Raw genomic sequence first — 26,244 nt, 5'->3', positions numbered from 1 at the left:
AAGACCTGCCATGACCGCCATCAAACAGGAAGACCTGATCCAGTCCATCGCGGACGCCTTCCAGTACATCAGCTTCTATCACCCGCTGGACTACATCAAGGCCCTGGGTGAAGCCTACGAGCGCGAACAAAGCCCGGCCGCCAAGGACGCTATCGCCCAGATCCTGACGAACAGCCGCATGTCGGCCGAAGGCCACCGCCCGATCTGCCAGGACACCGGCATCGGCATGGTCTTCATCAAGGTCGGCATGAACGTGACCTGGCCCGACGCGACCATGGGCATCCAGCAGATGATCGACGAAGGCGTGCGCCGCGCCTACGCCAACCCCGACAACCCGCTGCGGGCCTCGGTGCTGGCCGACCCGGCCGGCGCCCGCCGCAACACCAAGGACAACACCCCGGCCGTGGTGCATTTCGAGATCGTCCCGGGTGACCATGTGGAAGTGATCTGCGCGGCCAAGGGCGGCGGCTCGGAAGCCAAGGCCAAGTTCGCGATGCTGAACCCGTCCGACGACCTGGTCGACTGGATCCTCAAGACCGTGCCGACCATGGGCGCGGGCTGGTGCCCGCCGGGCATCCTGGGCATCGGCATCGGCGGCACGCCCGAGAAGGCGATGCTGCTGGCCAAGGAGTCGATCATGGCTCCGGTCGACATCCACGAGCTGATCGCCAAGGCCCAGGGCGGCGCCACGCTGACTCGTCCCGAGCAGCTGCGCCTGGAGCTGTACGAGAAGGTCAACGCGCTGGGCATCGGTGCCCAGGGCCTGGGCGGCCTGACCACGGTGCTCGACGTCAAGGTGCTGGACTACCCCTGCCACGCCGCCAACCTGCCGGTCGCGATCGTGCCCAACTGCGCCGCGACCCGCCACTGCCATTTCCACCTCGACGGCTCCGGCCCGGCCAAGATCGAGCCGCCCAAGCTGGAAGACTGGCCGGCCGTGACCTGGACGCCCGACACCCAGAGCGCGACCCGCGTCAACCTCGACAGCCTGACCAAGGAAGAAGTCGCGGGCTGGAAGGTCGGCCAGAAGCTGCTGCTCAACGGCAAGATGCTGACCGGACGTGACGCTGCGCACAAGCGCATCGCCGACATGCTGGCCAAGGGCGAGCCACTGCCGGTCGACTTCACCAACCGCGTGATCTACTACGTCGGCCCGGTCGACCCGGTGCGTGACGAAGTCGTTGGCCCCGCCGGCCCGACCACCGGCACCCGGATGGACAAGTTCACCCGCATGATGCTCGAGAAGACCGGCCTGATCTCGATGATCGGCAAGTCCGAGCGCGGCCCGGTCGCGATCGAGGCGATCAAGGACAACCAGTCAGCCTATCTGATGGCCGTCGGCGGCGCCGCCTACCTGGTGGCCAAGGCGATCAAGTCGGCCCAGGTGGTGGGCTTCGCCGACCTCGGCATGGAAGCGATCTACGAGTTCGACGTCAAGGACATGCCGGTGACGGTGGCGGTCGACTCGAGCGGCGCCAACGTGCACGCCAGCGGCCCGGCCGAATGGCAAAAGCGCATCGCCAGCGGCGAGTTCAAGGGCATCGCGATCTCGGCCAACTGAGGCGGGTGGCGCCCACAGCGGGCGCCCCAGGCAAAAAGCCCCTGTCGATCACCGGCAGGGGCTTTTTGCTGTCCAGACCGCTGACCAGCAGCGGTCAGGGCCGGGGCTACGGATTCAGTGCAGGTGGCGCGGCTTGCGCGGGCCGCCATGACCGCCGGCAGGGCCATTGCTGCCGCGCGGCGGACGGCCGAGCTGCATCGAGCTGATCAGGTCGTCGAAGCGGCCGGTGAACAGCTTGTCGATTGCACCGACCACCTCGCCGAGTTCAGAGCCGTCGAAATGGCGCTCCATCAGATGCACCACGTCCTGCACCAGCAAATCGCGCTGGACCTGCATGATGGCGGCTGGATTCGGGCCGACGAACAGCAGCAGGAAGTCGTCGCGCGCCTCGGTCTCGGGCGGTGCCTCTTCCTCGTCGAACTCGAGGTCGTAGAACGAGACCTCGAGCGCCGCGCCCGAAGCCGCGATTTCATTCAGTCCCATGCAGACCTCGTCGAGCGCATGGCGGAAATCCTCGTCGCCCTCGACGCTCCAGCACAGCTGCAGCAGATGCTCCTTGGCGTCGAAGCGGATGCCGGGCTCGTCCTCGTAGAAGCTCGGCGCCGCCTCGAGCAAGGTCTTGGCGCCGGTGTACTTCCACAGCGGCTTGAGCGTTTCCTGCAGGGTCTTGTAATCCACATCGTCGCGCAGGAGGATGTCACCATGGACGTGGATCTCGAAAGGCGGGGTGAATGAGGTCATGGTGTTGCTCGCGGTTGTGCGCTGGTCGGCGCGGGTCCTGCCTTCGGCTGTCGACCGAATTGTAGAGCCTGGATGCCAGCGGAAATGGGGCTGAATCGGGGGGATGGCCGCAGCCGAAGTCGGCGGGGCAGCTAGATCAAGCGCTGGCCGACTGGGCGGCTCGCGGTCATGGCAGGCGCGGCTGCGGCGCTGCCTGGTGCCCCGGACCGGAATCGAACCGGTACGCCCGATTAGAGGCGGCGGATTTTAAGTCCGATGTGTCTACCAATTTCACCACCGGGGCCAATCGTGTAGTTTACCCCAGACGGCAAAAAACCGGCTCAGGCCTCGCCGCGGTACTGGCCGCGGCGCTGGGCCAGCTTCTTTTCACGCTCGGCGGCATGCCGGGCTTCGGCCTCGAGGCCGGCGGCGAGCCAGCGCGCGAACTGCTCCGGGGTCTCAAGCGTGATCCGGCCCAGCACCCCACTACGGAAGTCAGTCAGCAAGGTCTCGGCCGCCTTTTGCGCATTGAGCTTGCCACCGGGCAGCAGCGCGCCACGCTTCTTGCCGATCGCGAACAACAGCTCCTCGTCCTTCATGGCAGCGACTGTTTCGGCCGTCCAGCCCCATTTGTAGCGTGCCTCGAGCAGCGCCGCATAAGGGCCTTGCAGCACCTTGAGCAGCTCGAGCGCGATCAGCTCCTCGTCGAAGGCGTTGCGCCCGACCGCGCCGCTGGCGGCGAGGTGATGACCGCTCTCAGGCACGACGATCTTGGGCCAGAGCATGCCGGGAGTGTCGTACAGATAGAAATCATCAGCCAGCACGATGCGCTGCTCGACCTTGGTCACGCCGGCCTCGTCGCCGGTCTTGGTCGCGCGCTTGCCCTTGAGGGTGTTGACCAGGGTCGACTTGCCGACGTTGGGAATGCCGCCGATCAGCACACGCAGCGGCTTGGCCATGCCGCCGCGCAGCGGCGCGAGCTCGCGGCAGGCCGCGATGATGGCCTTGGCCGGCGAGGTCTCGCTGGCGTCGAGCGCGATGGCCCGGGTCCCGGGCTGGGCGTTGTAATGCGCCAGCCATTGCTCGGTGCGGACCGGATCAGCGAGGTCCTGCTTGTTGAGCACCTTGAGCGTGGGCTTGCCCGCCGTCAGCTGGGCCAGCAAGGGATTGGCGCTGGAGCCAGGCAGGCGCGCGTCGAGCAGCTCGACCACGACATCGAGCTCCTTGGCGCGCTCGAGGATCGCCTTCCTGGTGGCGTGCATGTGACCGGGAAACCATTGGACCGACATCTTGTTCTCTCAGGGAAACGCAGTTAATTGGGGCCGATTGTGCCCGCGCCGGGCCGCTTCGGTACCGGGACCGGACGCGGATTCAGGCCTCGGCCAGCAACCAGTCGTGCAGTTCACGTACCGAATGCGCGACATGCAGCGGCTGCAGCGCCGCAAAGGCGGCCGGATCATGCGCGCCATAGCTGACGCCCAGGCTGGCGCAGCCGGCATTGAGCGCCATCTGCAGGTCATGGGTGGTATCGCCAATCATCAGCGTGCGCTCGGGTTCGACCCCGAACTCGCGCATCAGTTCAAACAGCATCTGCGGGCTGGGCTTGCCGGCGGTCTCGTCGGCAGTGCGGCTGCCGTCGAAGACGCCTTGCAGCTCGACATGGCGCAGTGTCTCGTCGAGGCCACGCCGGCTTTTTCCCGTGGCCACTGTCAACCAGTGATGGCGCGACTTGAGATCGGCCAGCAGCGGCAGCACGCCGTCGAACAGGCTGATGTCGTGCTGGCGCGCGAGGTAATGGTGGCGGTAACGTTCGCCCAGGCGCGGGTACTGCTCGGGCGGCACGTCGGGTGCCGCGTGGGCCAGGGCCTGCATCAGCCCCATGCCAATCACGTAGGAGGCCTGGGCGTCGCTGGGCATGCTGCCGCCGACATCGCACACCGCCTGCTGGATGCTGCGCGTGATCAGAAGGGTAGAGTCGAACAGGGTGCCATCCCAGTCGAAGGCGATCAGGTCGAAACGGCGTGGACGCATGATGAAGAGCTCAAAAAAGAAAAGGGCGCAGGATGCGCCCTTTTACACGGGGGAAAACAACCCCGCCAAGGATCAGGAATTGATCAGGAATTGATCCAGATTCTGACCGGCTGCCAGTGCAACCTTGACCCACTCAGGCTTGCGGCCCGGACCACCCGACCACAACTCGCCATTCGGCCCCTGGTATTTGGCCGGAGCCTTGGATTTTCCAGCACCACCCTTGCGAGCGGAAGATGCTGCACCGAGGTCTTCAACCGTGATGCCGTATTCCTTCATCTTGGCCTTGATATCGGCGACCACGCTGGCAAGTTCGTGCTTGCGCACCTGCTCGGCCTGTGCCATCAGAGCTTGGGCCTGGGAAACCAATTCGGAATAAGTTGCCATGTCGACGTCCTTGATTGTGAAGATTTAACGGCCCGATTATACGAAGAAATCGGCCACGTTGCTCCAGCCCTTCAATTCAGGCGGCAAATCGGCCTGCAATTGCAGCGGCGACTGCAGCACCGGATGGGTGACTCCCAATTGCCAGGCATGGAGAAACATGCGCTTGAGCCCATTCCTTTGCAAGGCCCGATTCAAATCGAAGTCGCCATACTTGTCATCGCCGGCAATCGGATGGCCGGCACTCGCCAGATGGACGCGGATCTGGTGCGTGCGGCCGGTCTTGATCGTGACCGCCAGCAGGCTCAGCACCGGCGGCATTCCGTCCGCCCAGCCGGCAGGCGGTCGCACCTGGCCCAGCACCTTGACCAGCGTGATCGAGCGCATGCCATCCGGATCATCGGCATGGGTAACCCGAACCCGCCGCTCGCCATCGGGCAACAGGTATTTGTGCAGCGGCTGATCTATCACTTTCTTGTTGGCCGGCCAGGCGCCCTTGACCAGGGCCAGATAGGTCTTGGCGGTCTCGCGTTCGCGAAACTGGTCCTGCAGCGCCTTGAGTGCGCTTCTTTTCTTGGCCACCAGCAAAATGCCGCTGGTTTCTCGATCGAGTCGATGCACCAGTTCGAGCAAAGGCAATCCAGGGCGGGCCTGGCGCAATTGCTCAATCACACCGAAAGAAACCCCACTGCCACCGTGGACGGCAACGCCAGCCGGCTTGTTGATGGCCATGAAAGCGGCATCCTCGAACAGGACGGGAAATTCACGCGCTGGCGCAGGATTTTCCTGTTTGGCCTCGATCTTTTCGGACAGCCGTATCGGCGGCACCCGAATCAGGTCATCGGCCTGCAATCGCGTGTCGGCCTGGGCCCGCCCCTTGTTGATCCGGACCTCACCGGAACGGATGATGCGGTAGACATGGGTCTTGGGCACCCCCTTGAGTTCGCGCAGCAGGAAATTGTCCAGCCTTTGGCCGGCTGACTCGGCGTCTACGGTGTAGTGTCTGACCTGGGGCGTTGATGCCATGGCTGGGTGGGGCTGTGAGGGGTGGCAAGTGAGGCAGGAAAACCTGCGAGCAGTTCACGCATTTCGCGGGCGTCGGGCACTATAATGATCTGATCCGGACCCGTGGGGTAGGTGCTCGATTTGCCTCGAAGTTTAAGGCAGAGTGCCAAGGCGGCCCAACGAAGGGCATGACCCTCCTGCCCGCCCCGCTTGCCGGATATTGGTTGCCAGCCACTGCTGAGCCGCACCCTCCCCCGTCCCGGCCCGATTTGGCCTGGCCGATCCGGTGCAGCGCCCCGGTGGCGAACCGCCGTCGATGACAGCGAACCCGATACGGAATACCCCAACCGTCCAGCCCGCAGGCCTCAGAGCCGGAGCTGGACGAGGACTGAAGTGAAACCAAAGACCTCTAGGCCAGCCGCCGTGCATCACGCCGCCCTGCCGCCTTTGATCACGCCACTCCACGCGCCCATGCCCGGACAGGGTTGAGCGCGCGCGGATTGCCGCAAGTGTCGCGGCGCCGCCCCTCACCCCTTGCACTGGCTCTCCGGCAATTCCTCCTCGTTCGTGCCATCTGCTGCGGTTCACGGCTTGAGCCCGACAGGGCTGTTAGTCAGTGACAAGAGGAACGCACACATGAAGCGCATGTTGATCAATGCCACGCAGGCCGAAGAACGCCGCCTGGCCATCGTCGACGGGCAGAAACTGCTCGACTACGAGATCGAAATCGAAGGGCGCGAGCAGCGCAAGGGCAACATCTACAAGGCCGTCGTCACCCGCGTCGAGCCTTCGCTCGAAGCCTGTTTCGTCGACTACGGCGAGGATCGCCACGGCTTCCTGCCGTTCAAGGAAATCTCGCGCCAGTATTTCCAGGGCAGCGCCTCGCCGTCGCAGGCGCGCATCCAGGACGTGATCCGGGAAGGCCAGGAACTGCTGGTCCAGGTCGAGAAGGAAGAACGCGGCAACAAGGGCGCGGCGCTGACCACCTTCGTGAGCCTGGCCGGCCGCTATGTGGTGCTGATGCCGAACAACCCGCGCGGCGGCGGCGTCAGCCGACGCATCGAGGGCGAGGACCGCGCCGAGCTCAAAGCCGCGCTCGAGCAGCTCGAGTACCCGAACGGCATGAGCATCATCGCGCGCACCGCCGGCATCGGCCGCGAAGCTGGCGAGCTGCAGTGGGACCTGAACTACCTGCTGAAATTGTGGAACGCGATCGACGGCGCTGCCAAGTCCGGCAAGGGCGCCTTCCTGATCTACCAGGAATCGAGCCTGGTGATCCGCGCCATCCGCGACTACTTCAACAACGACATCGGCGAGATCCTGATCGACACCGACGATATCTTCGAGCAGGCGCACCAGTTCATGGCGCATGTGATGCCGGAGCAGGAGCACCGCGTCAAGCGCTATCGCGACGATGCGCCCCTGTTCAGCCGCTTCCAGATCGAGCACCAGATCGAGACCGCCTACAGCCGCACCGTGACGCTGCCCAGCGGCGGCGCGATCGTGATCGACCAGACCGAGGCACTGGTGGCGGTTGACGTCAACTCGGCGCGCTCGATCAAGGGCGGCGACATCGAGGAAACCGCGACCCGCACCAACCTGGAAGCTGCCGACGAAGTGGCGCGCCAGGCCCGCCTGCGCGACCTCGGCGGCCTGATCGTGATCGATTTCATCGACATGGAAGAGTCGCGCAACCGGCGCGAGGTCGAGAACCGCCTGCGCGACGCGCTGCGCCAGGACCGCGCCCGCGTGCAGTTCGGCTCGATCAGCAAGTTCGGCCTGCTCGAGATGAGCCGCCAGCGCCTGCGCCCGGCCCTGAACGAAGGCGCCTCGATCCCCTGCCCGCGCTGCGGCGGCTCCGGCCATATCCGCGACACCGAGTCGTCGGCACTGCAGATCCTGCGCATCATCCAGGAGGAGTCGCTCAAGGAGAGCACGGCCGCCGTGCTGGTCCAGGTGCCGGTCGAGGTCGCGAGCTTCCTGCTCAACGAGAAGCGCACCGAGATCACCAAGATCGAGCTCAAGCAGCGCATCAGCGTGCTGCTGGTGCCGAACAAGTCGCTCGACACGCCGCATTACAAGCTCGAGCGCCTCAAGCATGACGACCCGCGCCTGGAGCAGCTGGACGCGAGCTACAAGATGGCCGAGGAGGTCGAGGATGTGGCCACCTTCACCCGCCGCAGCCAGGAACGCTCGAACAAGCAGGAGCCGCTGATCAAGGGCGTGCTGCCCGATGCGCCGGCCCCGGTTTCGACCCCCAAGCCCGAAGCCGCAGCGCCGCTGAAGGCGCCAGTGGCTGCCGCCGCTCCGGTGCGTGCGGTGCCGGCACCCGAAACCGGCTTCATGGCCTGGCTCAAGCGCCTGTTCGGCGTCGCGCCGGCCCTGGCGCCGGTGGCAACGCCGGTGGCGGCCAGCCCGAGCCCGGCCGCTGCTGCGCCCGCAGCGCGCGAAGCCCGCGGCGAGAACCGTGGCAACCGTGGGGAACGCGGTGAGCGCGGCAATCGCAACGGCAATGGCCGCGGCGAGCGTGGCGAACGCAGCGAGCGTCCGCTCGAGAACCGCAACGGCGAACGTCCGGCCCAGGGCCAAGGCGAACGCAGCGTCGAGGGCCGCCGCAACGAACGCAACCGTGGCGAAGGCCGGACGGCTGAGCCCCGCGAGGGCCGTGAAGGACGCGAAGGCCGTGGCGAACCCCGCCGCGAAGGTCGCCGTGACGCCCGTCCCGAATCCCGTCCTGAGATCCGCCCCGAGATCGCTGCCACGGAAGCCGTGGCGCTGAACCTCGAGAACGGCGCTACCGCCACCGACGCGGCTGAAGGCAGCGTCCCGGCCGAAGGCCGCCGCGAACGCGGCGAAGGCCGTCGTCGCGGTCCGCGCAACGAAGGTCGCCGCAACGCGCCTGCAGCTGAAGCCGAAGCCGGTCAAGCCGCCGATACCCCGGTGGCGGAAAACACCGAAGCCAGCGACGAATCGGGCAAGACCGATGCCGCACAGGCCGAGCCGCGCGCTCCGCGCGAGCGCCGCAGCCGTGACCGCTACGGCCGTGACCGCCGCTCGCGTGGCGAAGGCACCGCATCGGCTGAAGAAGCCGATGCCCAGGCGGCTGAACCGGTCGTTGCTGAAACCGACGCCGCAGCACCGCGCTCCTACTTCAAGGCTGCCGCTGCCAGCGCAGTCACCGAAGTCGAAGCACCGGTCGAGCTGGCCGTCGCGCAGCAGCCTGCGGTAGCACTGGCTGAAGAAGCCCAGCCGGTCGAGGCCAGCCAGCCGGCAGCTGTCGAAGCCGCACCTGAAGTGGCCCCGGCTCCGGTCCAGGCCCCGGTCGCGGCTGCAGCTCCGGCTGCAGTGGCAGCCCCGGCTGTTGCTGTCGTTGCGGCAGAACCGGCGGCGGCAGCTCCCTTGGCCCAGGCCTACCGCCTGGCCATCGATGAGCTGTCGACACTGGCGCAGCAAGTCGGCCTGGAATGGGTCCAGTCCGATGCCGACAAGGTGGCCCAGGTGCAGGCAGCGATCGCTGCCGAACCGCAGCCGGTGCGCGTGCCGCGCGAACCCAAGCCGGTCGTGCTGGCCGACGAAGGTCCGCTGGTGCTGGTCGAAACCCGCCGCGACCTGAGCGAGCTGAAGCTGCCCTTCGAGGCCTGATCAGCCAGCGCCGCCCCCGGCTTGCAGCCGGGGTCGGCGCCAGACCTGCATAACCTCAACTGCATAGAGTCATCCTGCATCATGGAAAACGCCCAAGCCTCCCGCCCTGACGAATTCCCGGTCGTGCCCGACCTGCACTGGTCGCCCGAGCTCGAACTGGGCGATGGGCGCATGGATCAGACGCATGAGGAAATGGTCGAGCAAGTCGCCCGCCTGCGCGCCCTGCCGCATGCCGAGCAGCTCGAGTGCTACCGCGAACTGGTCCGGCACACGGTCGAACATTTCGCGCAGGAAGAGCGCTGGATGATCGCCACCGGCTTCAATGCCGACAACTGCCACGCCAGCCACCACGAAACGATCCTCGACACCATGCGCCAGGTCGAGACACATTTCCTGCAGGGTGACGAGGAAATCATCGACCGCATGGCCGCCGCGCTGGCGGAATGGCTGCCGATGCACGCCTCGACCATGGATGCAGGCCTGGTCCAGCACATGAAGAACGTCAAGTTCGACTCCCGCACCGAAACGCTGGCAGATCCGTCGCTGGTCAAGCCCGCGACCATGAGCGGTTGCGGCAGCGTCAGCTGCAGCTAAAGCCCTTCAAGAGCAGTCTTGATTGCTGCCCCGGTCTGTCGTAAACAGGCCGGGGCATTTTCTTGCCCGACTGCGGTGACGACAGGCGAAAAAAAGCCTGCCGGCTGGCAGGCTCTTGTCCGCGTCAGGAAAAGGCTCAGGCCTTCTTGACGTAGGAGTTGCACCAGCCCTTGGCGGCGACTTGCTTGCCGGCGAAGATCGGGCAGACACCTGCAGCGGCACCGGCCTTGCCCTGGTACAGGGTGCAGTTGGCACAGTTCTGACCAGCGGCGAACTTGGGGAACTTGGTCTTGTCGACCTTGGTGGCGTCAGCCTTGTAACCCAGAGCCGCAGCCTGGGCATCGGTCTCGACGACCATGGCCTGTGCCTGGGCGGTACCGGCGAGCGCGATGGCGCCCGAAGCGGTGGCGACTTGCATCAGGAAAACGCGGCGGTTCGATTTGATCATGGTGGTATCGGGGTTTATGGTGATTAGGGGAAAAAGCGTGTAACTTGTTGCCGAGCGATTGTGCGCCTTCGGCCCGGCATTTTCAAGTTTGGCGCCAATTAACCAAGGGCGAACATCGGACATGGAATCGATCCGGATCGCCTGGCATCAAAGAGGCCGTCCAGCGACGGCAGCCGAGCGGAAAAAGCCCCGTCAATTGCCCGCCGACAACAAGCCCGCGCGCAGGTGCAGCACGCGGTCGCAGCGTCGGGCCAGCTCGGCATCATGGGTCACCAGCACGAAGGCCGTGCCCTGCTCGCGCGCGAGCTCGAGCATCAGCTCGAACACGCCGTCGGCGGTGGCGCGGTCCAGGTTGCCGGTCGGCTCGTCGGCCAGCACGCAGGCCGGCCGCGTCACGAGCGCGCGCGCGATCGCTACCCGCTGGCGCTCGCCACCCGAGAGCTCGGCCGGACGGTGCAGCAGGCGCTGGCTCAAGCCGACCCGATCGAGCCAATGCGCGGCCTCGGCGGCGGCGGCCTCGCGCGGCAGGCGGCGAATCCAGAGCGGCATCGCCACATTGTCCTGCGCGCTGAACTCGGGCAGCAGATGGTGGAACTGGTAGACGAAACCCAGGTAGCGGTTGCGCGACTCGCCCTGCAAGGCCGGGCTCAGGCTGGCCAGATTCTGGCTATGCAACAGGACCTGGCCGGCACTGGGCGCATCGAGCCCGCCGAGCAGATGCAGCAGCGTGCTCTTGCCCGAACCCGAACTGCCGACGATGGCCAGCGTCTCGCCGGCCCGGATGTCGAGGTCGACGCCCTGCAGCACGGTCACGTCGAGCCGGCCTTCGTGGAAGCGCTTGCTCAGGCCGCGTGCACTCAGGACGATGTTGGATTCACTCATAGCGCAGCGCCTCGGCCGGGTTGACGCGGCTGGCATGCCAGCTCGGGTAGAGCGTGGCCGCGAAGGCCAGCAGCAGGGAAATCAGCGCGATCGGCACGATGTCACCCTGCTGGGGCTCGCTCGGCATGCGGCTGATCAGGTAGATGTCCTGCGGCAGGAAATGGGTGCCGAGCAGCGACTCGAGCGCCGGCACCAGGGTGTCGATGTTGAACGCGATGCCCAGGCCCAGCATCAGGCCGGCCAGCGTGCCGATCACGCCGACCAGCGCGCCCTGGACCACGAAGATGGCCATGATGCTGCGCGGGCTCGCGCCCAGCGTGCGCAGGATCGCGATGTCGGCCCGCTTGTCGGTCACGGTCATGACCAGGGTCGAGACCAGGTTGAAGGCCGCGACCGCGACGATCAGCGTCAGGATGATGAACATCATGCGCTTCTCGAGCTGGACGGCGGCAAACCAGGTTCGGTTCTGCCGCGTCCAGTCGCGCAGCAGGAGGTCGCCGCTGACCATGGCGGCCAGCTGCTGCGTGACCTCGCGCGCGCGGTGCAGGTCCTTGAGCTTGAGCCGCACGCCAGTCGGCCCCTCGAGCCGGAAGATGCGCGCCGCGTCGTCGATATGCACGAAGGCCAGCGTCGAATCGTACTCGTAATGGCCCGAGTCGAAGATGCCGACCACGCTCATCTGCTTGAGGCGTGGCACCACGCCAGCCGGCGTGACCTGGCCGCTGGGCGCGACCAGCGTGACCGCATCGCCAACACGCAGGCCCAGGCTCTGCGCCAGCGCGCCGCCAAGCACGATGCCGAACGCCCCGGGCTGCAACTGCGGCAGCACGGTATGGGCCAGCTCGCCGGCCAGGCTGGTGACGGCGGGCTCCTGCGCCGGATCGATGCCGCGCAGCAGCACGCCCTTCATGTCCTCGCCACGCGCGAGCAGGCCCTGGGCCGCGATGAAGGGGGCAGCGCCGACCACCTCGGGGTGGACGCGCAGCTCGCGCAGCGTGGTCGGCAGGTCGGGCAGCGCGCCGCCATCGGGCGTGAAGACCTCGACATGAGACAGCACGCCGAGCATGCGGTCGCGCACCTCCTGCTGGAAACCGTTCATGACGCTGAGCACGACGATCAGCGCCGCCACGCCGAGCGCGATGCCCAGCATCGAGACGCCGCTGATGAAGGAAATGAAGCCGTTGCGCCGCGTGGCGCGGCCGGCGCGCGTGTAGCGCCAGCCCAGCAGGAATTCGTAGGGGATTTGCATGGATCTCCAGATTGCCGACCCGAGATTGTGGCATCCCCGACAATAAGGGGTTAAACCTCTGCCATGGCGCCGACCTTGCAACATCTGATCGTTCCCTACGCCGCCACCATTGCCCCGCTGACGGGGCAGGACAGCCAGCTGCCCGCCCTGCCCCGCCTCGCCCGCCTGCTGGCCAGGCTCGAACAGCAAGAAACCGATGCCGGCGACGAGTATTCGCTGAGCCCGCCGCATGAGCGGGTGCTGGCGCGCGCGCTGGGCCTGCCCACGACCGACGGCGCCATTCCCTGGGCCGCCTGGCAGGCCGGCGAACGGCAGCAGGCCTGCGCCTGGTTCACGCCCTGCCACTGGCAGGCCAGCATGGACCAGGTCACGCTGCAGCCGCCCGAGAGCCTGGACCTGCCCGAGGTCGAGTCGCGCGAGCTGTTCGAGGCGCTGCGGCCCTGGGCCGAAGAGGACGGCATCACGCTTCATTTCGAGTCGGCCACGCGCTGGCGCGCGGTCGGCCCGGCCTTCGCCGACCTGCCCTGGGCCAGCCTGGACCGGGTCGCGCATCGGCAACTCGACGCCTGGCTGCCCAACGGCGGCCAGCTGCCACAGGCACGCGCGCTGCTGCGGCTGCAGAACGAGGCCCAGATGCTGTTCTACACCCACCCGCTCAACGACCGGCGCGCGGCGCGCGGCCTGGCCAGCATCAACGGTTTCTGGATCAGCGGCACCGGAGCCTGGGACGGCCAGGCGCTGCCAGCGCCCCGGGTCGCCGCAAGCCTGCGTGCGCCCGCACTGCGCGGCGACTTGCCCCGCTGGGCCGAAGCCTGGGTACAGCTGGAGCAAGACGAGATCGCCCCCCTGCTCGCAGCCGCCGAGGGCGGCGCCGCAGTGCGCCTGACCCTGTGCGGCGAGCGCAACGCGATCAGCTGGGCCAGCGGCCTGCCTGCCAAGCCGGGCGCGCTGTCACGCCTGCGCGGTCTGTTCCAGCGCCAGCGTCCGCTCGACCTGACGCAACTCCTGAGCCAGCTATGAAGATCATCAACCGCGAAGTGCCACCGCGCGCCGCCTGGGCGCTTGAACAGGAAGGCGTGCACCCGCTGCTGGCTCGTCTGTTCGCGGCCCGTGGCGTGCAGGACATCGGCGAACTCGACGACGGCTTGAACCTGCTGCAGCCGCCCGAGCAGATGCTGGGCGCGCGCGCAGCGGCGCTGCTGCTGGCCGATGCGATGGCCGCTGGCCAGCGGGTCTGCATCGTAGCCGACTACGACTGCGACGGTGCCACCGCCTGCGCCACCGCGCTGCGTGGAATGAGCCTGCTCGGCGCCCCGCTGGGCTGGAATGCGGTCGACTACCTGGTACCCGACCGCGTCGCCGACGGCTACGGCCTGACGCCCTCGATCGCGACACGGGTCAAGGCGCGCGGCGCCGATGTGCTGGTCACGGTCGACAACGGCATCGCCAGCGTCGACGGCGTGGCGCACGCGCGCGCGCTCGGGCTGCAGGTGCTGATCACCGACCACCACCTGCCGGCCGTGCTCGACGGCCAGGTCCAGCTGCCGCAGGACTGCGTGATCGTCAACCCGAGCCAGCCCGGTTGCGGCTTCATCAGCAAATCAATCGCCGGCGTCGGCGTCATGTTCTATGTGCTGCTGGCCTTGCGCGCCGAACTGCGCGCACGCGGCGCCTTCGACCTGAAGACCCAGCCGCGCATCGACAGCCTGCTGCCGCTGGTCGCGCTCGGCACGGTGGCCGACGTGGTCAAACTCGATGCGCACAACCGGCGCCTGGTGGCGCAGGGCCTGAAACGCATCCGCGCCGGCGCGCTGCCGGCCGGGCTGTCGGCGCTGTTCCAGGTCGCGAACCGGCGCCAGGCTACGGCCAACAGCCTGGACCTCGGCTATGCGATCGGCCCGCGCCTGAACGCGGCCGGCCGACTGGCCGACATGACGCTGGGCATCGCCTGCCTGACCACCGACGACCGGGTACGCGCCGCCGAGCTGGCACAACAGCTCGACGCGATCAACCGCGAGCGCAAGGCGCTCGAGGGCGAGATGCGCGAGCAGGCGCTGCAGCTGGCCGAAGCACTGTGGGACGAGTCCGAGCAGCCGCCGCCCGCGCTCTGTCTCTACGACCCCGATTTCCACGAGGGCGTGGTCGGCATCGTCGCCGCGCGGCTCAAGGACAAGCTGCACCGGCCGACCTTCGTCTTCGCTTCGAGCCAGGCCTCGGGCAAGGAGCATGAGCTCAAGGGCTCGGGCCGCTCGATCCCGGGCTTCCATTTGCGCGATGCGCTCGACCTGATCGCCAAGCGCCATCCGGGCTTGCTGCTGCGCTTTGGCGGGCATTCGGCCGCGGCCGGCTGCACCATCGCCGAGGAGGATTTCGACCGCTTCGACCAGGAGCTGCAGCGGATCGCGGCCGAATGGCTGAACCTGGCCACGCTGCAGCGCCAGCTCGAAGCCGACGGCCCGCTCGACCCGCAGTACCGCCGGGTCGAGATGATCGATATCCTGCAGCAGGAGGTCTGGGGCCAGGGCTTCGCGCCGCCGCTGTTCTGCGAGGAGGTCGATGTCGTCTCGCAACGCCTGGTCGGCGGCAAGCATCTGCAGCTCAAGCTGCGCCACGGCGGCGAACCGGTCGATGGCATCTGGTTCGGCCATGCCGATCCGCTGCCGGCGCGGGTGCGACTGGCCTACCGGCTCGACGCCGACGAGTGGCAGGGCCAGCGCCGACTGCGCTTCATGGTCGAGGGCGCCGAACTGTGAGCCTGGCTGCAGCCATGCCAAGCGCAGCCCCTGCCGCAGGTACCGTCCCCATAGCGCCGCAGCCCCGACCACTGCGCCCGATCGCAGTGCCAGCAGGCCTGAGCGTGCTGCATGCGGACTCAGAGCTGCTGGTACTCGACAAGCCAGCCGGCCTGCTCTCGGTGCCCGGACGCGGCCCCGAGAACGCCGACTGTTTGAGCGCACGCGCGCAGGCGCTGTTTCCCGACGCGCTGATCGTGCATCGGCTCGACATGGGCACCTCGGGCCTGATCGTGATGGCGCGCGGTGCGCCAGCCCAGTCCACGCTCAGCAGCGCCTTCGCCAAGCGCTGGGTCCACAAGCGCTACCAGGCTATGGTCGCGGGCCGGCCCGATGAGGCACAGGCAGATGCGCAGGGCTGGAGCGATATCGAGCTGCCGCTGATCACCGACTGGCCGAACCGCCCGAAAAGCAAGATCTGCCTTGAGACCGGCAAGCCCAGCCACACGCGCTGGCGCCTGCTGTCTGCTGGCGAAGGAACTGACGGCCGAGTGGTCAGCCGGCTCGAACTCGAACCCATTACCGGCCGCTCGCACCAGCTGCGACTGCATCTGCAGGCGATCGGGCATCCGATCCTGGGCGACGAGCTCTATGCCGACGACGCGACGCTCGACGCTGCGCCGCGCCTACTGCTACACGCCTGCGCGATCGAACTGCCGCATCCCGTCACGGGCGAACGACTGGGATTCGAGAGTCCGGCACCGTTCTAGCGCAGGCAGATCAGCACCAGCCCGGCCACCATCATCGCCATGCCGGTCTTTTCCTGCCAGCGGATCTGCTCGCTGAAGACGCGGCGCGAGATCACATAGCTGAACACCACCTCGACCATGCCGAGCGTGCGCACATTGCCCACGCTCTGCAAGGCATAGCCGGTGAACCAGGCGATCGAAGCCGCTGCACCCATGGCACCCGTCAGCAGCGAGACCCGCCAGGCGCGCCACAGCGGCGCGAGTCCCTGCGGCGTGCAGTGCGACACCCAGGCCCCCATGGCCAGCGATTGCAGCCCCTGCGCCAGCAGCACGCCCCAGGCGCTCGACACCCAGGGCGACTCGGCATTGAGCGCCAGCGCGCCGCCCCGGAAACACACGGTCGCGAGCGCGAAACCGGCCCCGGCCGCCAGGCCGTAGAGCGCCGGTCGGCTCAGCCAGGCCGACAGCGACAGCCACTGGCCGCGGGCCGGCAGCGACAGCACGACCACGCCGAGCGTAGCAAGCACCATCGCGAGCAAGCCCAGCGCCGTCGGCAACTCATGCAGGAACATCAAGGCGAACAGTGCGACCTGCAGCACCTCGGTCTTGGCCAGCGTCACCGCGACGGCAAAATTGCGCTCCCTCATCGCCAGCAGCAGCGCCGCCGTGGCACCAATCTGGAACGCCGCACCAAAGCCGATCCAGGCGACATAGGCCCAGCTGAAAGCGGGCAGCAGCCGCGCCGGCGCAAAGAACAGATAGAGCGCCGCCAGATAGACCAGCGCAAACGGCAGGCCATAGAGAAAGCGCACCAGCGTCGCCGGCCAGATGCCGAGCTCGGTGGTCAGCGAGCGCTGGGCCGTGTTGCGAAAGGTCTGCGCGAGGGCCGCGAACAGCACCACGGGAACCCAGAGCCAGTCGGGTTGATTGAGGAATGAGGACATCGGGGGAGCTCGGCAACAGGAGCCCTTCAATGTAACCGACGCCACCCACCACGACCGGCAACGAAAAGCCCGGCCCGCTGGCTGGCAGCGACCGGGCTCGGAGCGGGCCAGATGCCCGGATCGGATCAGAGCAGCGGCACGCCGGTCTTGCTCTGGATTTCCTCGCGCGTGACGCCATCGGCCAGCTCGACCAGCTTGAGGCCCTCGGGCGTGACATCCATCACGCCGAGGTCGGTGATGATGCGATCAACCACGCCCTTGCCGGTCAGCGGCAGCGTGCACTCGGGCAGGATCTTGAGGTCGGTGCTGCCGTCCTTCTTGCGCGCCACATGCTCCATCAGCACGATCACGCGCTTGACGCCAGCGACCAGGTCCATCGCGCCGCCCATGCCCTTGACCATCTTGCCCGGGATCATCCAGTTGGCCAGGTCGCCGGATCCGGTCACCTGCATCGCCCCCAGGATCGACAGGTTGATCTTGCCGCCGCGGATCATCGCGAAGCTCTGGTCGCTGCCGAAGATCGCCGAGCCCTTGAGCGTGGTGACCGTCTGCTTGCCGGCGTTGATCAGGTCGGCATCGACCTCGTCGTCGTAGGGAAAGGGGCCGATGCCAAGCATGCCGTTCTCGCTCTGCAGCCAGACCTCGACATGGTCGGGCACATGGTTCGCCACCAGCGTCGGGATGCCGATGCCGAGGTTGACATAGAAGCCGTCCTGCAGCTCCTGGGCCGCACGCGCGGCCATCTGGTCTTGGGTCCAGGCCATTTCAAATTCCTCTATCTAATTGGGGACAGAACTAAAGGTCTTTCCCCAAGGTCATTCGGCTGGGGACAGAGCTGAAAATCTGTCCCCAAGATTGTTCTGGTCAGTTGGTGACAGAGCTAAAGATCTGTCACCCAGTCACTTACGATCGCGGGTGGTGCGCTTCTCGATGCGCTTTTCCGGGGTCGGGTTGTGCACGATACGGTGCACATAGATGCCAGGCAGGTGCACGTCATCGGGCGCGATCTCGCCGGTGGCGACGATGCGCTCGACCTCGACGATGCAGATCTTGCCGGCGGTCGCGGCGGCCGGGTTGAAGTTGCGCGCGGTCAGGTTGAAGCGCAGGTTACCCGACATATCGGCCACATCGGCCTTGATCAGCGCGACCTCGGGGAACAGCGCATGCTCCATGACATAGGTTTCGCCGCCGAACTCGCGCAGCTCCTTGCCCTCGGCCACCAGGGTGCCGACGCCGGTCTTGGTGAAGAAGGCCGGAATGCCAGCGCCGCCGGCACGCAGCTTCTCGGCCAGCGTGCCCTGGGGCGTGAATTCGAGCTCGAGCTCACCGGCCAGGTACTGGCGCTCGAACTCCTTGTTCTCGCCGACATAGGACGAGATCATCTTCTTGATCTGGCGCGTCTCGAGCAGCTTGCCGAGGCCAAAGCCATCGACGCCAGCGTTGTTGGAAATGGCGGTCAGGTTCTTGACGCCGCTGTCGCGCAGCGCATCGATCAGCGCCTCGGGAATGCCGCACAGGCCGAAGCCACCGACGGCGATCAGCTGACCATCGGCCACCACGCCCTCGAGGGCGGCGGCCGCGCTCGGATAAACCTTGTTCATGCTTGCACGCTCCTGTCCAATTGCTGTGGAAAGTCCTACAATACTACGTATTGGCATACGTAGTATTGCCTAAAGACCAACCCCAACACGCAAGCCTCGTGCCCATCGCATGACTATTGCCGCCACCGCCACCGACTACCAGCTCGCCTTCGAGCTCGCCCCGATCGGCCTCGTGCTGTCACGCCACCGCATCATGCTCGACTGCAATGCGGCGGTCTGCGAGATGTTCGGCGCCAGCCGCGAGCAGCTGGTCGGCCAGTCCTTTCGCCTGCTCTACCCGAGCGCGGACGAATACGAGCGCATCGGCGAACGGCTGGTGCCGATCCTGAACGCCAAGGGGCATTACGTCGACGACCGGCTGATGAAACGGGTCGATGGGCGCTTCAAGGACCAGCTGTTCTGGTGCCATGTCACGGGCCGCGCGCTCGAGCGCGAGGACCCGCATGCGGCCGGCATCTGGAGCTTCGAGGACCTGAGCGCACGCCGGCCGTTCAAGGCCGACCTGACCGCGCGCGAGCGCGAAGTCGCGGCCCTGGTACTCGAGGGCCTGACCGCCAAGGAAATCGGCAAGGTGCTCGGCATCAGCCCGCGCACGGTCGAGATCTACCGCGCCCGGCTGCTGCGCAAATACCAGGCCGGCAGCTCGGTCGAGCTGGTGCAGAAGCTGGCGGGTATCTGAGCGCTCAGCGCTTCAACGTACCCGCGCGTAGGCCGCAGGGGCCGCCGCAATGCCGGCGCCGGCCCATTGCAGTGTCGTGGCACTGGCACGATCGGGCATGTCGCCCTTGACCCATTCGCGCGCCTTGGCCATGTCGGAGAACTTCATGGTGGCCGGACTGCTCAGGCTGAACAAGGCCAGCCGGTAGGCGCGTTCGCGCAAGGCGGCGGAACTCGACACGATGGCCTGGCGAAATTCCGCATTCGGCAGCACCCAGTACGCGCACCGCACCGGCACCGAAGCCACGAGTTCGATCTCGGGCAAGGCGGTGCAGTCGAGGAAATCATCGATCAGGTAATGCACCGTGCCAAAGCGGCTGTCCTCGCGCAACTCGGCGTTCGAGAACTGATACTGCTGCGCGCTGACTGCGCCGATATGCCAACGGACGATGCCGTGTTCCAACCAGACATGCTCGATCATCTTTTCCTCCCTTGCTTGAAACTGTTTCTTGTATCGGACCGGCAACCGGGGCAGCAACAGCTTTCCCACTGCAGCGCGATCATGTTGTTGTGAGTGACAAATTCTTGCTCGATCTTAACAAAAGATAATTTTGACAACTCATGGCCGGCATGCTTTTATTGTCATGGGATACAGATGAATGGATCGATCCATAACTCCCTATCCAGCCAGCGAAATCCTGTACCAGGCGGTGTGACAGGTCGGAGCAGGCAAAAAAAGCCCCCGGGCCTGACGGCACCGGGGGCTTGACGCTTTCAGCTCAGCGACTGATCGCTCAGGCGGTCACGCCCTTGGCAGCTTCTGCGTATTCCTCGATCTGGTCGAAGTTCATGTAGCGGTAGACGCTGGCCTTGTCGTTGTCGATCACGCCCATCGCGGCCAGGTACTCTTCCTTGGTCGGCAGCTTGCCCAGCTTGGAGGCAATTGCCGCCAGTTCGGCCGAGCCCAGGAACACATTGGTGTTCTTGCCCAGACGGTTCGGGAAGTTGCGGGTCGAGGTCGAGATCACGGTCGCGCCTTCGCGCACCTGGGCCTGGTTGCCCATGCACAGCGAGCAGCCCGGCATTTCGGTGCGGGCACCGGAGGCGCCGAACGCCGAGTAATGGCCTTCCTTGATCAGCTCGGTCTGGTCCATCTTGGTCGGCGGAGCGACCCACATCTTGACCGGAATGTCGCGCTGGCCGCCGAGCAGCTTGGCTGCAGCACGGAAGTGACCGATGTTGGTCATGCAGGAGCCGATGAAGGACTCGTCGATCTTGGTGCCGGCCACTTCGGACAGGAACTTGGCATCATCCGGGTCGTTCGGGCAGCAGACGATCGGCTCCTTGATGTCGGCCAGATCGATCTCGATCACGGCAGCGTACTCGGCATCCTGGTCGGCTTCGAGCAGGTTCGGGTTGGCCAGCCAGGCCTCGACCTTCTCGATGCGGCGCGCCAGCGTCTTGGCGTCGGCGTAGCCATCGGCGATCATGTTCTTCATCAGAACGACGTTCGACTTCAGGTACTCAGCCACCGGCTCCTTGTTGAGCTTGATGGTGCAACCAGCAGCGGAACGCTCGGCCGAGGCGTCGGACAGCTCGAAAGCCTGCTCGACCTTCAGGTCCGGCAGACCTTCGATTTCGAGGATGCGGCCCGAGAAGATGTTCTTCTTGCCGGCCTTGGCCACGGTCAGCATGCCAGCCTTGATGGCGTAGAGCGGGATCGCATGCACCAGATCGCGCAGGGTCACGCCGGGCTGCATTTCGCCCTTGAAGCGCACCAGCACCGATTCGGGCATGTCCAGCGGCATCACGCCGGTGGCGGCGCCGAAGGCGACCAGGCCGGAGCCGGCCGGGAAGGAGATGCCGATCGGGAAGCGGGTGTGCGAGTCACCGCCGGTGCCGACGGTATCAGGCAGCAGCAGGCGGTTGAGCCAGCTGTGGATCACGCCGTCGCCCGGACGCAGGGCCACGCCGCCGCGGTTGCTGATGAAGGCCGGCAGCTCGCGGTGGGTCTTGACGTCGACCGGCTTCGGGTAGGCCGCGGTGTGGCAGAAGGACTGCATCACGAGGTCAGCCGAGAAGCCCAGGCAGGCCAGGTCCTTCAGCTCGTCGCGCGTCATCGGGCCGGTGGTGTCTTGCGAACCCACGGTGGTCATCTTCGGCTCGCAGTAGGTACCGGGGCGCACGCCCTGGCCTTCCGGCAGGCCGACGGCACGGCCGACCATCTTCTGTGCCAGCGTGAAGCCAGCCTTGGTCTCGGCCGGCGGGGTGGGCAGGCGGAACAGGGTGGAAGCCGGCAGGCCCAGGAACTCGCGCGCCTTGGCGGTCAGGCTGCGACCGATGATCAGGTTGATGCGGCCGCCAGCGCGCACTTCGTCAAACAGCACGTCGCTCTTGAGCGCGAACTCGGCCACGGTCTCACCGTTCTTGACCAGCTTGCCCTCGTAGGGCAGCACGTCGATCACGTCGCCCATTTCGAGCTTGGAGACATCGACTTCGATCGGCAGCGAGCCGGAGTCTTCCTGCGTGTTGAAGAAGATCGGGGCAATCTTGCCGCCCAGCGTGATGCCGCCGAAGCGCTTGTTCGGCACGAACGGGATGTCGGCGCCGGTGGCCCAGATCACGCTGTTGGTTGCCGACTTGCGCGAGGAACCGGTGCCGACCACGTCGCCGACATAGGCCACCAGGTGACCCTTGGCCTTCAGGTCGTCGATGAACTGCATCGGGCCGCGCTTGCCGTCTTCCTCGGGCTTGAAGGCCGCGTCAGGACGGGTGTTCTTCAGCATCGCCAGGTAGTGCAGCGGGATGTCCGGGCGACTCCAGGCGTCGGGTGCCGGCGACAGGTCGTCGGTGTTGGTCTCGCCCGGCACCTTGAACACGGTGACGGTGATCTTCTGCTCGACTTCGGGGCGGCTGGTGAACCACTCGGCATCGGCCCAGCTCTGCATCACTTCCTGGGCCTTGGCATTGCCGGCCTTGGCCTTCTCTGCCACGTCGTTGAAGAAGTCGAACATCAGCAGCGTCTTCTTCAGCGCTTCAGCGGCCACGCCCGCCACTTCGGCGTCGTCGAGCAGCTCGATCAGCGGATGCACGTTGTAGCCGCCGACCATGGTGCCGAGCAGCTCGGTGGCCTTGGCCTTGGAGATCAGGGCCACGGCGACATCGCCATGCGCCACGGCGGCCAGGAACGAGGCCTTGACCTTGGCGGCATCGTCGACGCCCGGGGGCACGCGGTGGGTCAGCAGGTCCAGCAGGAAGGCGTCTTCGCCAGCCGGCGGGTTCTTGATCAGCTCGATCAGGTCGGCGACCTGCTTGGCGTCCAGCGGCAGCGGCGGGATACCCAGCGCGGCGCGCTCGGCGACATGTTGACGGTAGGCTTGCAGCATCGTTATAGCTCCAGTTGAAGATTGTTGTAGTTAAGGGTCAGCGCGACTTCTGCGCCACGTCAAGCAAGTTCGGGGCCGGGTTGTGCCTCAGATGCTCGGCGTAGGCGGCCTGCAGCGGGCTCATGCATTCATCGGCCAGGCGTCGGCCCTGCTTCTGGTCCATCAGCATCGACTTGTTGGCGAGCTGGATCCAGACCGCACCGCGGGCCTGGTCCTCCAGGCGCAGGGCGCCGGTGGCACTCATGACCGGGCGCAGATGAAAGCGCTGATTCTTGAGTTGCAGGTGGAAATAGCCAGGGGCGTCGGCGTCGGCACGCAGGGTCACGCTCTGGCCGAGTTCGCACGGGATGTTGCCGACCGACACCTGGGTCGACAGCAGCAGCTCCTCGTCACCCAGCGCCACCGGGGCGGCGGCCGGCTGGACCGGCGCGGGCTTGGCCTTGCGCACGGATTCGCTGCTCGCCTGGGCGCCCAGCAGGACAAGGCTTGCGCCGGCGGCCGCCACCAGGCGGGCCAGCATCAGGTTACGGTGGATCGCCATGGTGACTCCTGCGGGAAAAACCCGGTTCAGAAAAAGACGCCCGCTTCGGGCGGAATCGGGCAGCCGGTCTGGTGCGCGCGCTCCAGCGTCTGCCAGAAGTAGCGGTAGCTGGCACGGTCGTGCAGCTGGCCGTCGAGCGCGATTGGCGCCCAGTCCGCGGCGTGGGCCGCAGCAATGATGCGGGCCGACTTCTCGACTTCCTGCGCGGTCGGCGCAAAGGCCTCGAGGATGGGCTCGATCTGATCGGGGTGGATGCTCCACATGCGCGTGTAGCCGAGCTCGCGCGCGGCGCGCTGCGCCGCCTGCTTCATCGCAGCCTGGTCCTTGAACTCGGTCACGACGCAATGCGAGGGCACCTTGCCATGGGCATGGCAGGCGCTGGCGATCTCGAGCTTGGCGCGCAGCACCAGCGGATGGCTGAACTGCCCGACCAGGCCCATGCCATCGGAAGGGATGGCGCCGCCATGGGCGGAGACAAAGTCCATCAGGCCAAAGCTCAGCGATTGCACGCGCGGGTGCGCGGCGATCTCGAAGGCGTGGTGCACCGCAGCCGGCGACTCGATCAGCACCTGCAGCGGCAGTTCGCTACCGCCAGCAAAACCCATCGAAGCGACGGCGCGCTCGACATCGGCGACCGACTCGACCTTGGGCACCATCAGGTGCGACAGGCGATGGCCCACCGCAGCGACGATCTGCGCCACGTCGGCCTCGAAGGCCGGGTGATCGACCGCGTGCACGCGCACGCCGACACGCGGCGCAATCGCGCGAGCGAAATCCAGACCCTGCACCAGTTCGGTGACGAGCTGGGCATGCTCGGCCTCGGCGCCGACAGCGGCACCGTCCTCGCAGTCCAGCGTCACGTCGAAGACGCAGGCGCCGAACCGCTCGGAAAACTCGGCCTGCAGCTGCAGGCTCTTGCGCATGCGCGCCTCGACACCGCTGTAATGGTCACAGACCGGCAGCGCGAACGCGCCAGCCTGGGCTCCCAGCAATACCGCGCGCGGATGCTTGCTCACCTGCAGTTCCTTCCGGTCAGACCAGGTGGGCGACGCCAGCTTGCTCGTCGGTCAGTTCCTTCAGGGTCTTGGCAATGCAAGCCTGGCTGAACTCGTCGATCTCCAGGCCTTCGACGACCTTGTACTCGCCGTTTTCGCAGGTGACCGGGAAGCCGAACATGACATCCTTCGGAATGCCATACCAGCCTTGCGACGGGATGCCCATCGTGACCCACTTGCCGTTGGTGCCCAGGGCCCAGTCGCGCATGTGGTCGATGGCAGCGTTGGCAGCCGAAGCGGCCGAGGACAGGCCACGCGCTTCGATGATGGCGGCGCCGCGCTTGCCGAAGGTCGGCAGGAACACGTTGGCGTTCCAGTCCTGGTCGTTGATCATGTCCTTGACCGACTCGCCGTTGATGGTGGCGAAGCGGTAGTCGGCGTACATGGTCGGCGAGTGGTTGCCCCAGACGCACAGTTGCTCGATGTCAGCCACGGCCTTGCCGGTCTTGGCAGCGATCTGCGAAGCGGCGCGGTTGTGGTCCAGGCGCAGCATGGCGGTGAAGTTGCCCGGCTTGAGGTCCGGCGCCGACTTCATCGCGATGTAGGCGTTGGTGTTGGCCGGGTTGCCGACCACCAGCACCTTGACGTCGCGGCTGGCGACGGCGTTCAGGGCCTGGCCTTGAGCCGTGAAGATGGCGCCGTTGATCGCCAGCAGTTCGGCACGCTCCATGCCCGGGCCGCGCGGACGCGAACCGACCAGCAGTGCGTAGTCGGTGTCCTTGAAGGCGGTCATCGGATCGCTGTGGGCTTCCATGCCGGCCAGCAGCGGGAAAGCACAGTCTTCCAGCTCCATCATCACGCCCTTGAGCGCTTGCTGGGCCTTCTCAACCGGCACTTCCAGCAGCTGCAGGATGACCGGCTGGTCCTTGCCCAGCATTTCGCCCGAAGCGATGCGGAACAGCAGGGCGTAACCGATTTGACCAGCAGCACCGGTGACGGCGACGCGAACGGGCTTCTTGCTCATGAGAACACTCCAGAAATGCAACAGTTGAGAGGAAAGAAATCCTGGCGAGTTTACCCTGCAAAAAAGGGCAAAGTCAATTTGTCTTATGTCTTATATAAGATATGATTACACTCGATCATGGTTCAAAACCCGCCCGCCCCCAGCCTCAAGACCCCTGAGCTCGATTACCCGAACTCAGGCAGCGACGCTGGAGCCGGCTTGTCGAGCAGCGGCACCCCGGCCTTCAGCCCGCTTTACCAGCAGATCAAGGGGCTGATCCTGCAAAGCCTGCAGGCCGGCGAATGGAAGCCGGGCGACCTGATCCCGAGCGAACTCGAGCTGGCGGGACGCTTTCGCGTCAGCCAGGGCACGGTACGCAAGGCCATCGACGAACTCTCCGCCGACAACCTGCTGGTGCGACGCCAGGGCAAGGGCACCTTCGTCGCGACCCACTCCGAGCAGCAGGTGCAGTACCGCTTCCTGCGACTCGAGCCCGACAGCTGCAACCGCGACACCCAGGGTCCGGCCGCACGCCAGATCCTCGACTTTCGCCGCCTGCGTGCGCCGGCCGAGATCGCCCGCATGCTGGGCCTGCGTTCGGGCGACCCGGTGTTCGAAGTCAGGCGCGTGCTGTCGTTCCAGGGCCTGCCGACCATCCTGGAAGACCTCTGGCTGCCGGGCAATCCCTTCAAGGGCCTCAGCCTCGAAACCCTGGCCAACCACCAAGGCGCGATGTACGCCCTGTTCGAGCGCCAGTTCGGCGTGCGCATGGTGCGCGCCGACGAGAAACTCAAGGCCGTGGCGGCCGATGCGGAATCAGCCGAGACCCTGGGCGTTGCGGCCGGTTTTCCGCTGTTGAGCGTCGAACGCGTGGCCTACACCTACAACGACACACCGATGGAATATCGCCGCGGCCTCTACCGCACCGACAAGCATCACTACCACAACGAACTGAGCTGAGGCAAGACCCGCCAACCGCTCGACAGCCCATAGCAGCTAGACGCATATTGCATTGCAATAGAATCCGAAAGTTTTCTTCAACACAGGAATCCCGCAGGGTTACCTACGGCTTACCTAACTGTTCTCAAGCCAACAGAAAGTCCACCCATGACAGAGCTGAGCA

Annotated in this window: 24 protein-coding genes and 1 tRNA gene; 8 read left to right on the top strand and 17 right to left on the bottom strand. The window is 66.2% G+C overall.

What is annotated here, in order from left to right; all coding sequences use genetic code 11:
• Positions 1–10: 10 nt before the first annotated feature.
• Positions 11–1,561 (top strand): fumarate hydratase, encoded by a 1,551-nt coding sequence (locus C6P61_RS12180; RefSeq protein WP_105730201.1) that lies wholly within the window; start codon positions 11–13, stop codon positions 1,559–1,561.
• 114 nt (positions 1,562–1,675) lie between these two features.
• Here C6P61_RS12180 and C6P61_RS12175 read toward each other — a convergent pair whose 3' ends face one another.
• From C6P61_RS12175 to C6P61_RS12150, 6 genes are all read right to left on the bottom strand, one after another.
• Positions 1,676–2,302, bottom strand: a complete 627-nt coding sequence (locus C6P61_RS12175) for a DUF6806 family protein (RefSeq protein WP_105730200.1) — start codon at positions 2,300–2,302, stop codon at positions 1,676–1,678.
• 194 nt (positions 2,303–2,496) lie between these two features.
• Positions 2,497–2,585: transfer RNA gene (locus tag C6P61_RS12170), tRNA-Leu, on the bottom strand.
• A gap of 37 nt (positions 2,586–2,622) precedes the next feature.
• Positions 2,623–3,570, bottom strand: coding sequence for a ribosome biogenesis GTPase YlqF (ylqF, locus tag C6P61_RS12165; protein WP_105730199.1), 948 nt, complete (start codon positions 3,568–3,570; stop codon positions 2,623–2,625).
• An 82-nt stretch (positions 3,571–3,652) separates the two neighbouring features.
• Positions 3,653–4,312 (bottom strand): HAD family hydrolase, encoded by a 660-nt coding sequence (locus C6P61_RS12160; protein ID WP_105730198.1) that lies wholly within the window; start codon positions 4,310–4,312, stop codon positions 3,653–3,655.
• A 72-nt stretch (positions 4,313–4,384) separates the two neighbouring features.
• Positions 4,385–4,696: an H-NS histone family protein gene (locus tag C6P61_RS12155; protein WP_105730197.1), complete on the bottom strand. Its 312-nt coding sequence runs from the start codon at positions 4,694–4,696 to the stop codon at positions 4,385–4,387.
• Between the two features lie 36 nt (positions 4,697–4,732).
• Positions 4,733–5,719, bottom strand: a complete 987-nt coding sequence (locus C6P61_RS12150) for an RluA family pseudouridine synthase (RefSeq protein WP_105730196.1) — start codon at positions 5,717–5,719, stop codon at positions 4,733–4,735.
• Between the two features lie 615 nt (positions 5,720–6,334).
• Here C6P61_RS12150 and C6P61_RS12145 point away from each other — a divergent pair.
• Positions 6,335–9,340 (top strand): Rne/Rng family ribonuclease, encoded by a 3,006-nt coding sequence (locus C6P61_RS12145; RefSeq protein ID WP_105730195.1) that lies wholly within the window; start codon positions 6,335–6,337, stop codon positions 9,338–9,340.
• An 81-nt stretch (positions 9,341–9,421) separates the two neighbouring features.
• Entirely contained in the window at positions 9,422–9,934 is a 513-nt protein-coding gene (locus C6P61_RS12140) for a bacteriohemerythrin (RefSeq protein ID WP_105730194.1), read from the top strand.
• Between the two features lie 136 nt (positions 9,935–10,070).
• On the opposite strand, the gene C6P61_RS12135 is transcribed toward C6P61_RS12140, so the two are convergent.
• From C6P61_RS12135 to C6P61_RS12125, 3 genes are all read right to left on the bottom strand, one after another.
• Positions 10,071–10,379 carry a high-potential iron-sulfur protein gene (locus C6P61_RS12135; protein ID WP_105730318.1) on the bottom strand — a complete coding sequence of 103 codons (309 nt, stop codon included), beginning with the start codon at positions 10,377–10,379 and terminating at the stop codon, positions 10,071–10,073.
• 195 nt (positions 10,380–10,574) lie between these two features.
• On the bottom strand, positions 10,575–11,264 hold the full coding sequence (locus C6P61_RS12130) for an ABC transporter ATP-binding protein (protein ID WP_105730193.1): 690 nt from the start codon (positions 11,262–11,264) through the stop codon (positions 10,575–10,577).
• Positions 11,257–12,513: a lipoprotein-releasing ABC transporter permease subunit gene (locus C6P61_RS12125; protein ID WP_105730192.1), complete on the bottom strand. Its 1,257-nt coding sequence runs from the start codon at positions 12,511–12,513 to the stop codon at positions 11,257–11,259. The genes C6P61_RS12130 and C6P61_RS12125 overlap by 8 nt, the downstream gene beginning before the upstream one ends.
• A 75-nt stretch (positions 12,514–12,588) precedes the next feature.
• Between C6P61_RS12125 and C6P61_RS12120 the strand changes: the two genes are divergently transcribed.
• The 3 genes from C6P61_RS12120 to C6P61_RS12110 all read left to right on the top strand — a co-directional run bounded on the left by C6P61_RS12120 (position 12,589) and on the right by C6P61_RS12110 (position 16,015).
• Positions 12,589–13,533 (top strand): phosphoglycerate mutase, encoded by a 945-nt coding sequence (locus C6P61_RS12120; RefSeq protein WP_244908911.1) that lies wholly within the window; start codon positions 12,589–12,591, stop codon positions 13,531–13,533.
• Complete coding sequence (gene recJ, locus C6P61_RS12115) at positions 13,530–15,266, top strand: single-stranded-DNA-specific exonuclease RecJ (protein ID WP_105730190.1); 1,737 nt, start codon at positions 13,530–13,532, stop codon at positions 15,264–15,266. Before C6P61_RS12120 ends, recJ begins: the two co-directional genes overlap by 4 nt.
• A gap of 104 nt (positions 15,267–15,370) precedes the next feature.
• A complete protein-coding gene (locus tag C6P61_RS12110) occupies positions 15,371–16,015 on the top strand; it encodes an RluA family pseudouridine synthase (protein WP_244908910.1) in 645 nt (214 codons plus the stop codon).
• Here the strand turns inward: C6P61_RS12110 and C6P61_RS12105 are convergent.
• The 3 genes from C6P61_RS12105 to C6P61_RS12095 all read right to left on the bottom strand — a co-directional run bounded on the left by C6P61_RS12105 (position 16,012) and on the right by C6P61_RS12095 (position 18,539).
• Complete coding sequence (locus C6P61_RS12105) at positions 16,012–16,938, bottom strand: EamA family transporter (RefSeq protein WP_105730189.1); 927 nt, start codon at positions 16,936–16,938, stop codon at positions 16,012–16,014. The two genes, C6P61_RS12110 and C6P61_RS12105, sit on opposite strands and share 4 nt — an antisense overlap.
• Before the next feature lie 125 nt (positions 16,939–17,063).
• Entirely contained in the window at positions 17,064–17,702 is a 639-nt protein-coding gene (locus tag C6P61_RS12100; protein ID WP_105730188.1) for a CoA transferase subunit B, read from the bottom strand.
• Positions 17,703–17,837: 135 nt separating this feature from the next.
• A complete protein-coding gene (locus C6P61_RS12095; protein ID WP_105730187.1) occupies positions 17,838–18,539 on the bottom strand; it encodes a CoA transferase subunit A in 702 nt (233 codons plus the stop codon).
• A gap of 109 nt (positions 18,540–18,648) precedes the next feature.
• Here C6P61_RS12095 and C6P61_RS12090 point away from each other — a divergent pair, with 109 nt between their 5' ends.
• Complete coding sequence (locus tag C6P61_RS12090; protein ID WP_105730186.1) at positions 18,649–19,218, top strand: PAS and helix-turn-helix domain-containing protein; 570 nt, start codon at positions 18,649–18,651, stop codon at positions 19,216–19,218.
• A gap of 12 nt (positions 19,219–19,230) precedes the next feature.
• On the opposite strand, the gene C6P61_RS12085 is transcribed toward C6P61_RS12090, so the two are convergent.
• The 5 genes from C6P61_RS12085 to C6P61_RS12065 form a co-directional block, all read right to left on the bottom strand.
• Positions 19,231–19,677, bottom strand: coding sequence for a hypothetical protein (locus C6P61_RS12085; RefSeq protein WP_105730185.1), 447 nt, complete (start codon positions 19,675–19,677; stop codon positions 19,231–19,233).
• Between the two features lie 313 nt (positions 19,678–19,990).
• Positions 19,991–22,582, bottom strand: a complete 2,592-nt coding sequence (gene acnB, locus C6P61_RS12080) for a bifunctional aconitate hydratase 2/2-methylisocitrate dehydratase (RefSeq protein WP_105730184.1) — start codon at positions 22,580–22,582, stop codon at positions 19,991–19,993.
• Positions 22,583–22,619: 37 nt separating this feature from the next.
• Positions 22,620–23,123 carry a hypothetical protein gene (locus C6P61_RS12075; RefSeq protein WP_237491021.1) on the bottom strand — a complete coding sequence of 168 codons (504 nt, stop codon included), beginning with the start codon at positions 23,121–23,123 and terminating at the stop codon, positions 22,620–22,622.
• A 26-nt stretch (positions 23,124–23,149) separates the two neighbouring features.
• Entirely contained in the window at positions 23,150–24,145 is a 996-nt protein-coding gene (locus C6P61_RS12070) for an HpcH/HpaI aldolase/citrate lyase family protein (RefSeq protein ID WP_425319752.1), read from the bottom strand.
• 10 nt (positions 24,146–24,155) lie between these two features.
• Positions 24,156–25,142: a malate dehydrogenase gene (locus tag C6P61_RS12065; protein ID WP_105730183.1), complete on the bottom strand. Its 987-nt coding sequence runs from the start codon at positions 25,140–25,142 to the stop codon at positions 24,156–24,158.
• Positions 25,143–25,259: 117 nt separating this feature from the next.
• On the opposite strand from C6P61_RS12065, the gene C6P61_RS12060 reads away from it, so the two are divergent.
• On the top strand, positions 25,260–26,081 hold the full coding sequence (locus C6P61_RS12060; protein ID WP_105730182.1) for a GntR family transcriptional regulator: 822 nt from the start codon (positions 25,260–25,262) through the stop codon (positions 26,079–26,081).
• Positions 26,082–26,244: the final 163 nt, after the last annotated feature.

Origin of the sequence: Malikia spinosa (assembly GCF_002980625.1) — a bacterium.
In the GTDB taxonomy this organism is placed as follows: Bacteria; Pseudomonadota; Gammaproteobacteria; order Burkholderiales; family Burkholderiaceae_C; genus Malikia; species Malikia spinosa.
This window is presented reverse-complemented; position numbering and strand designations above follow the sequence as displayed.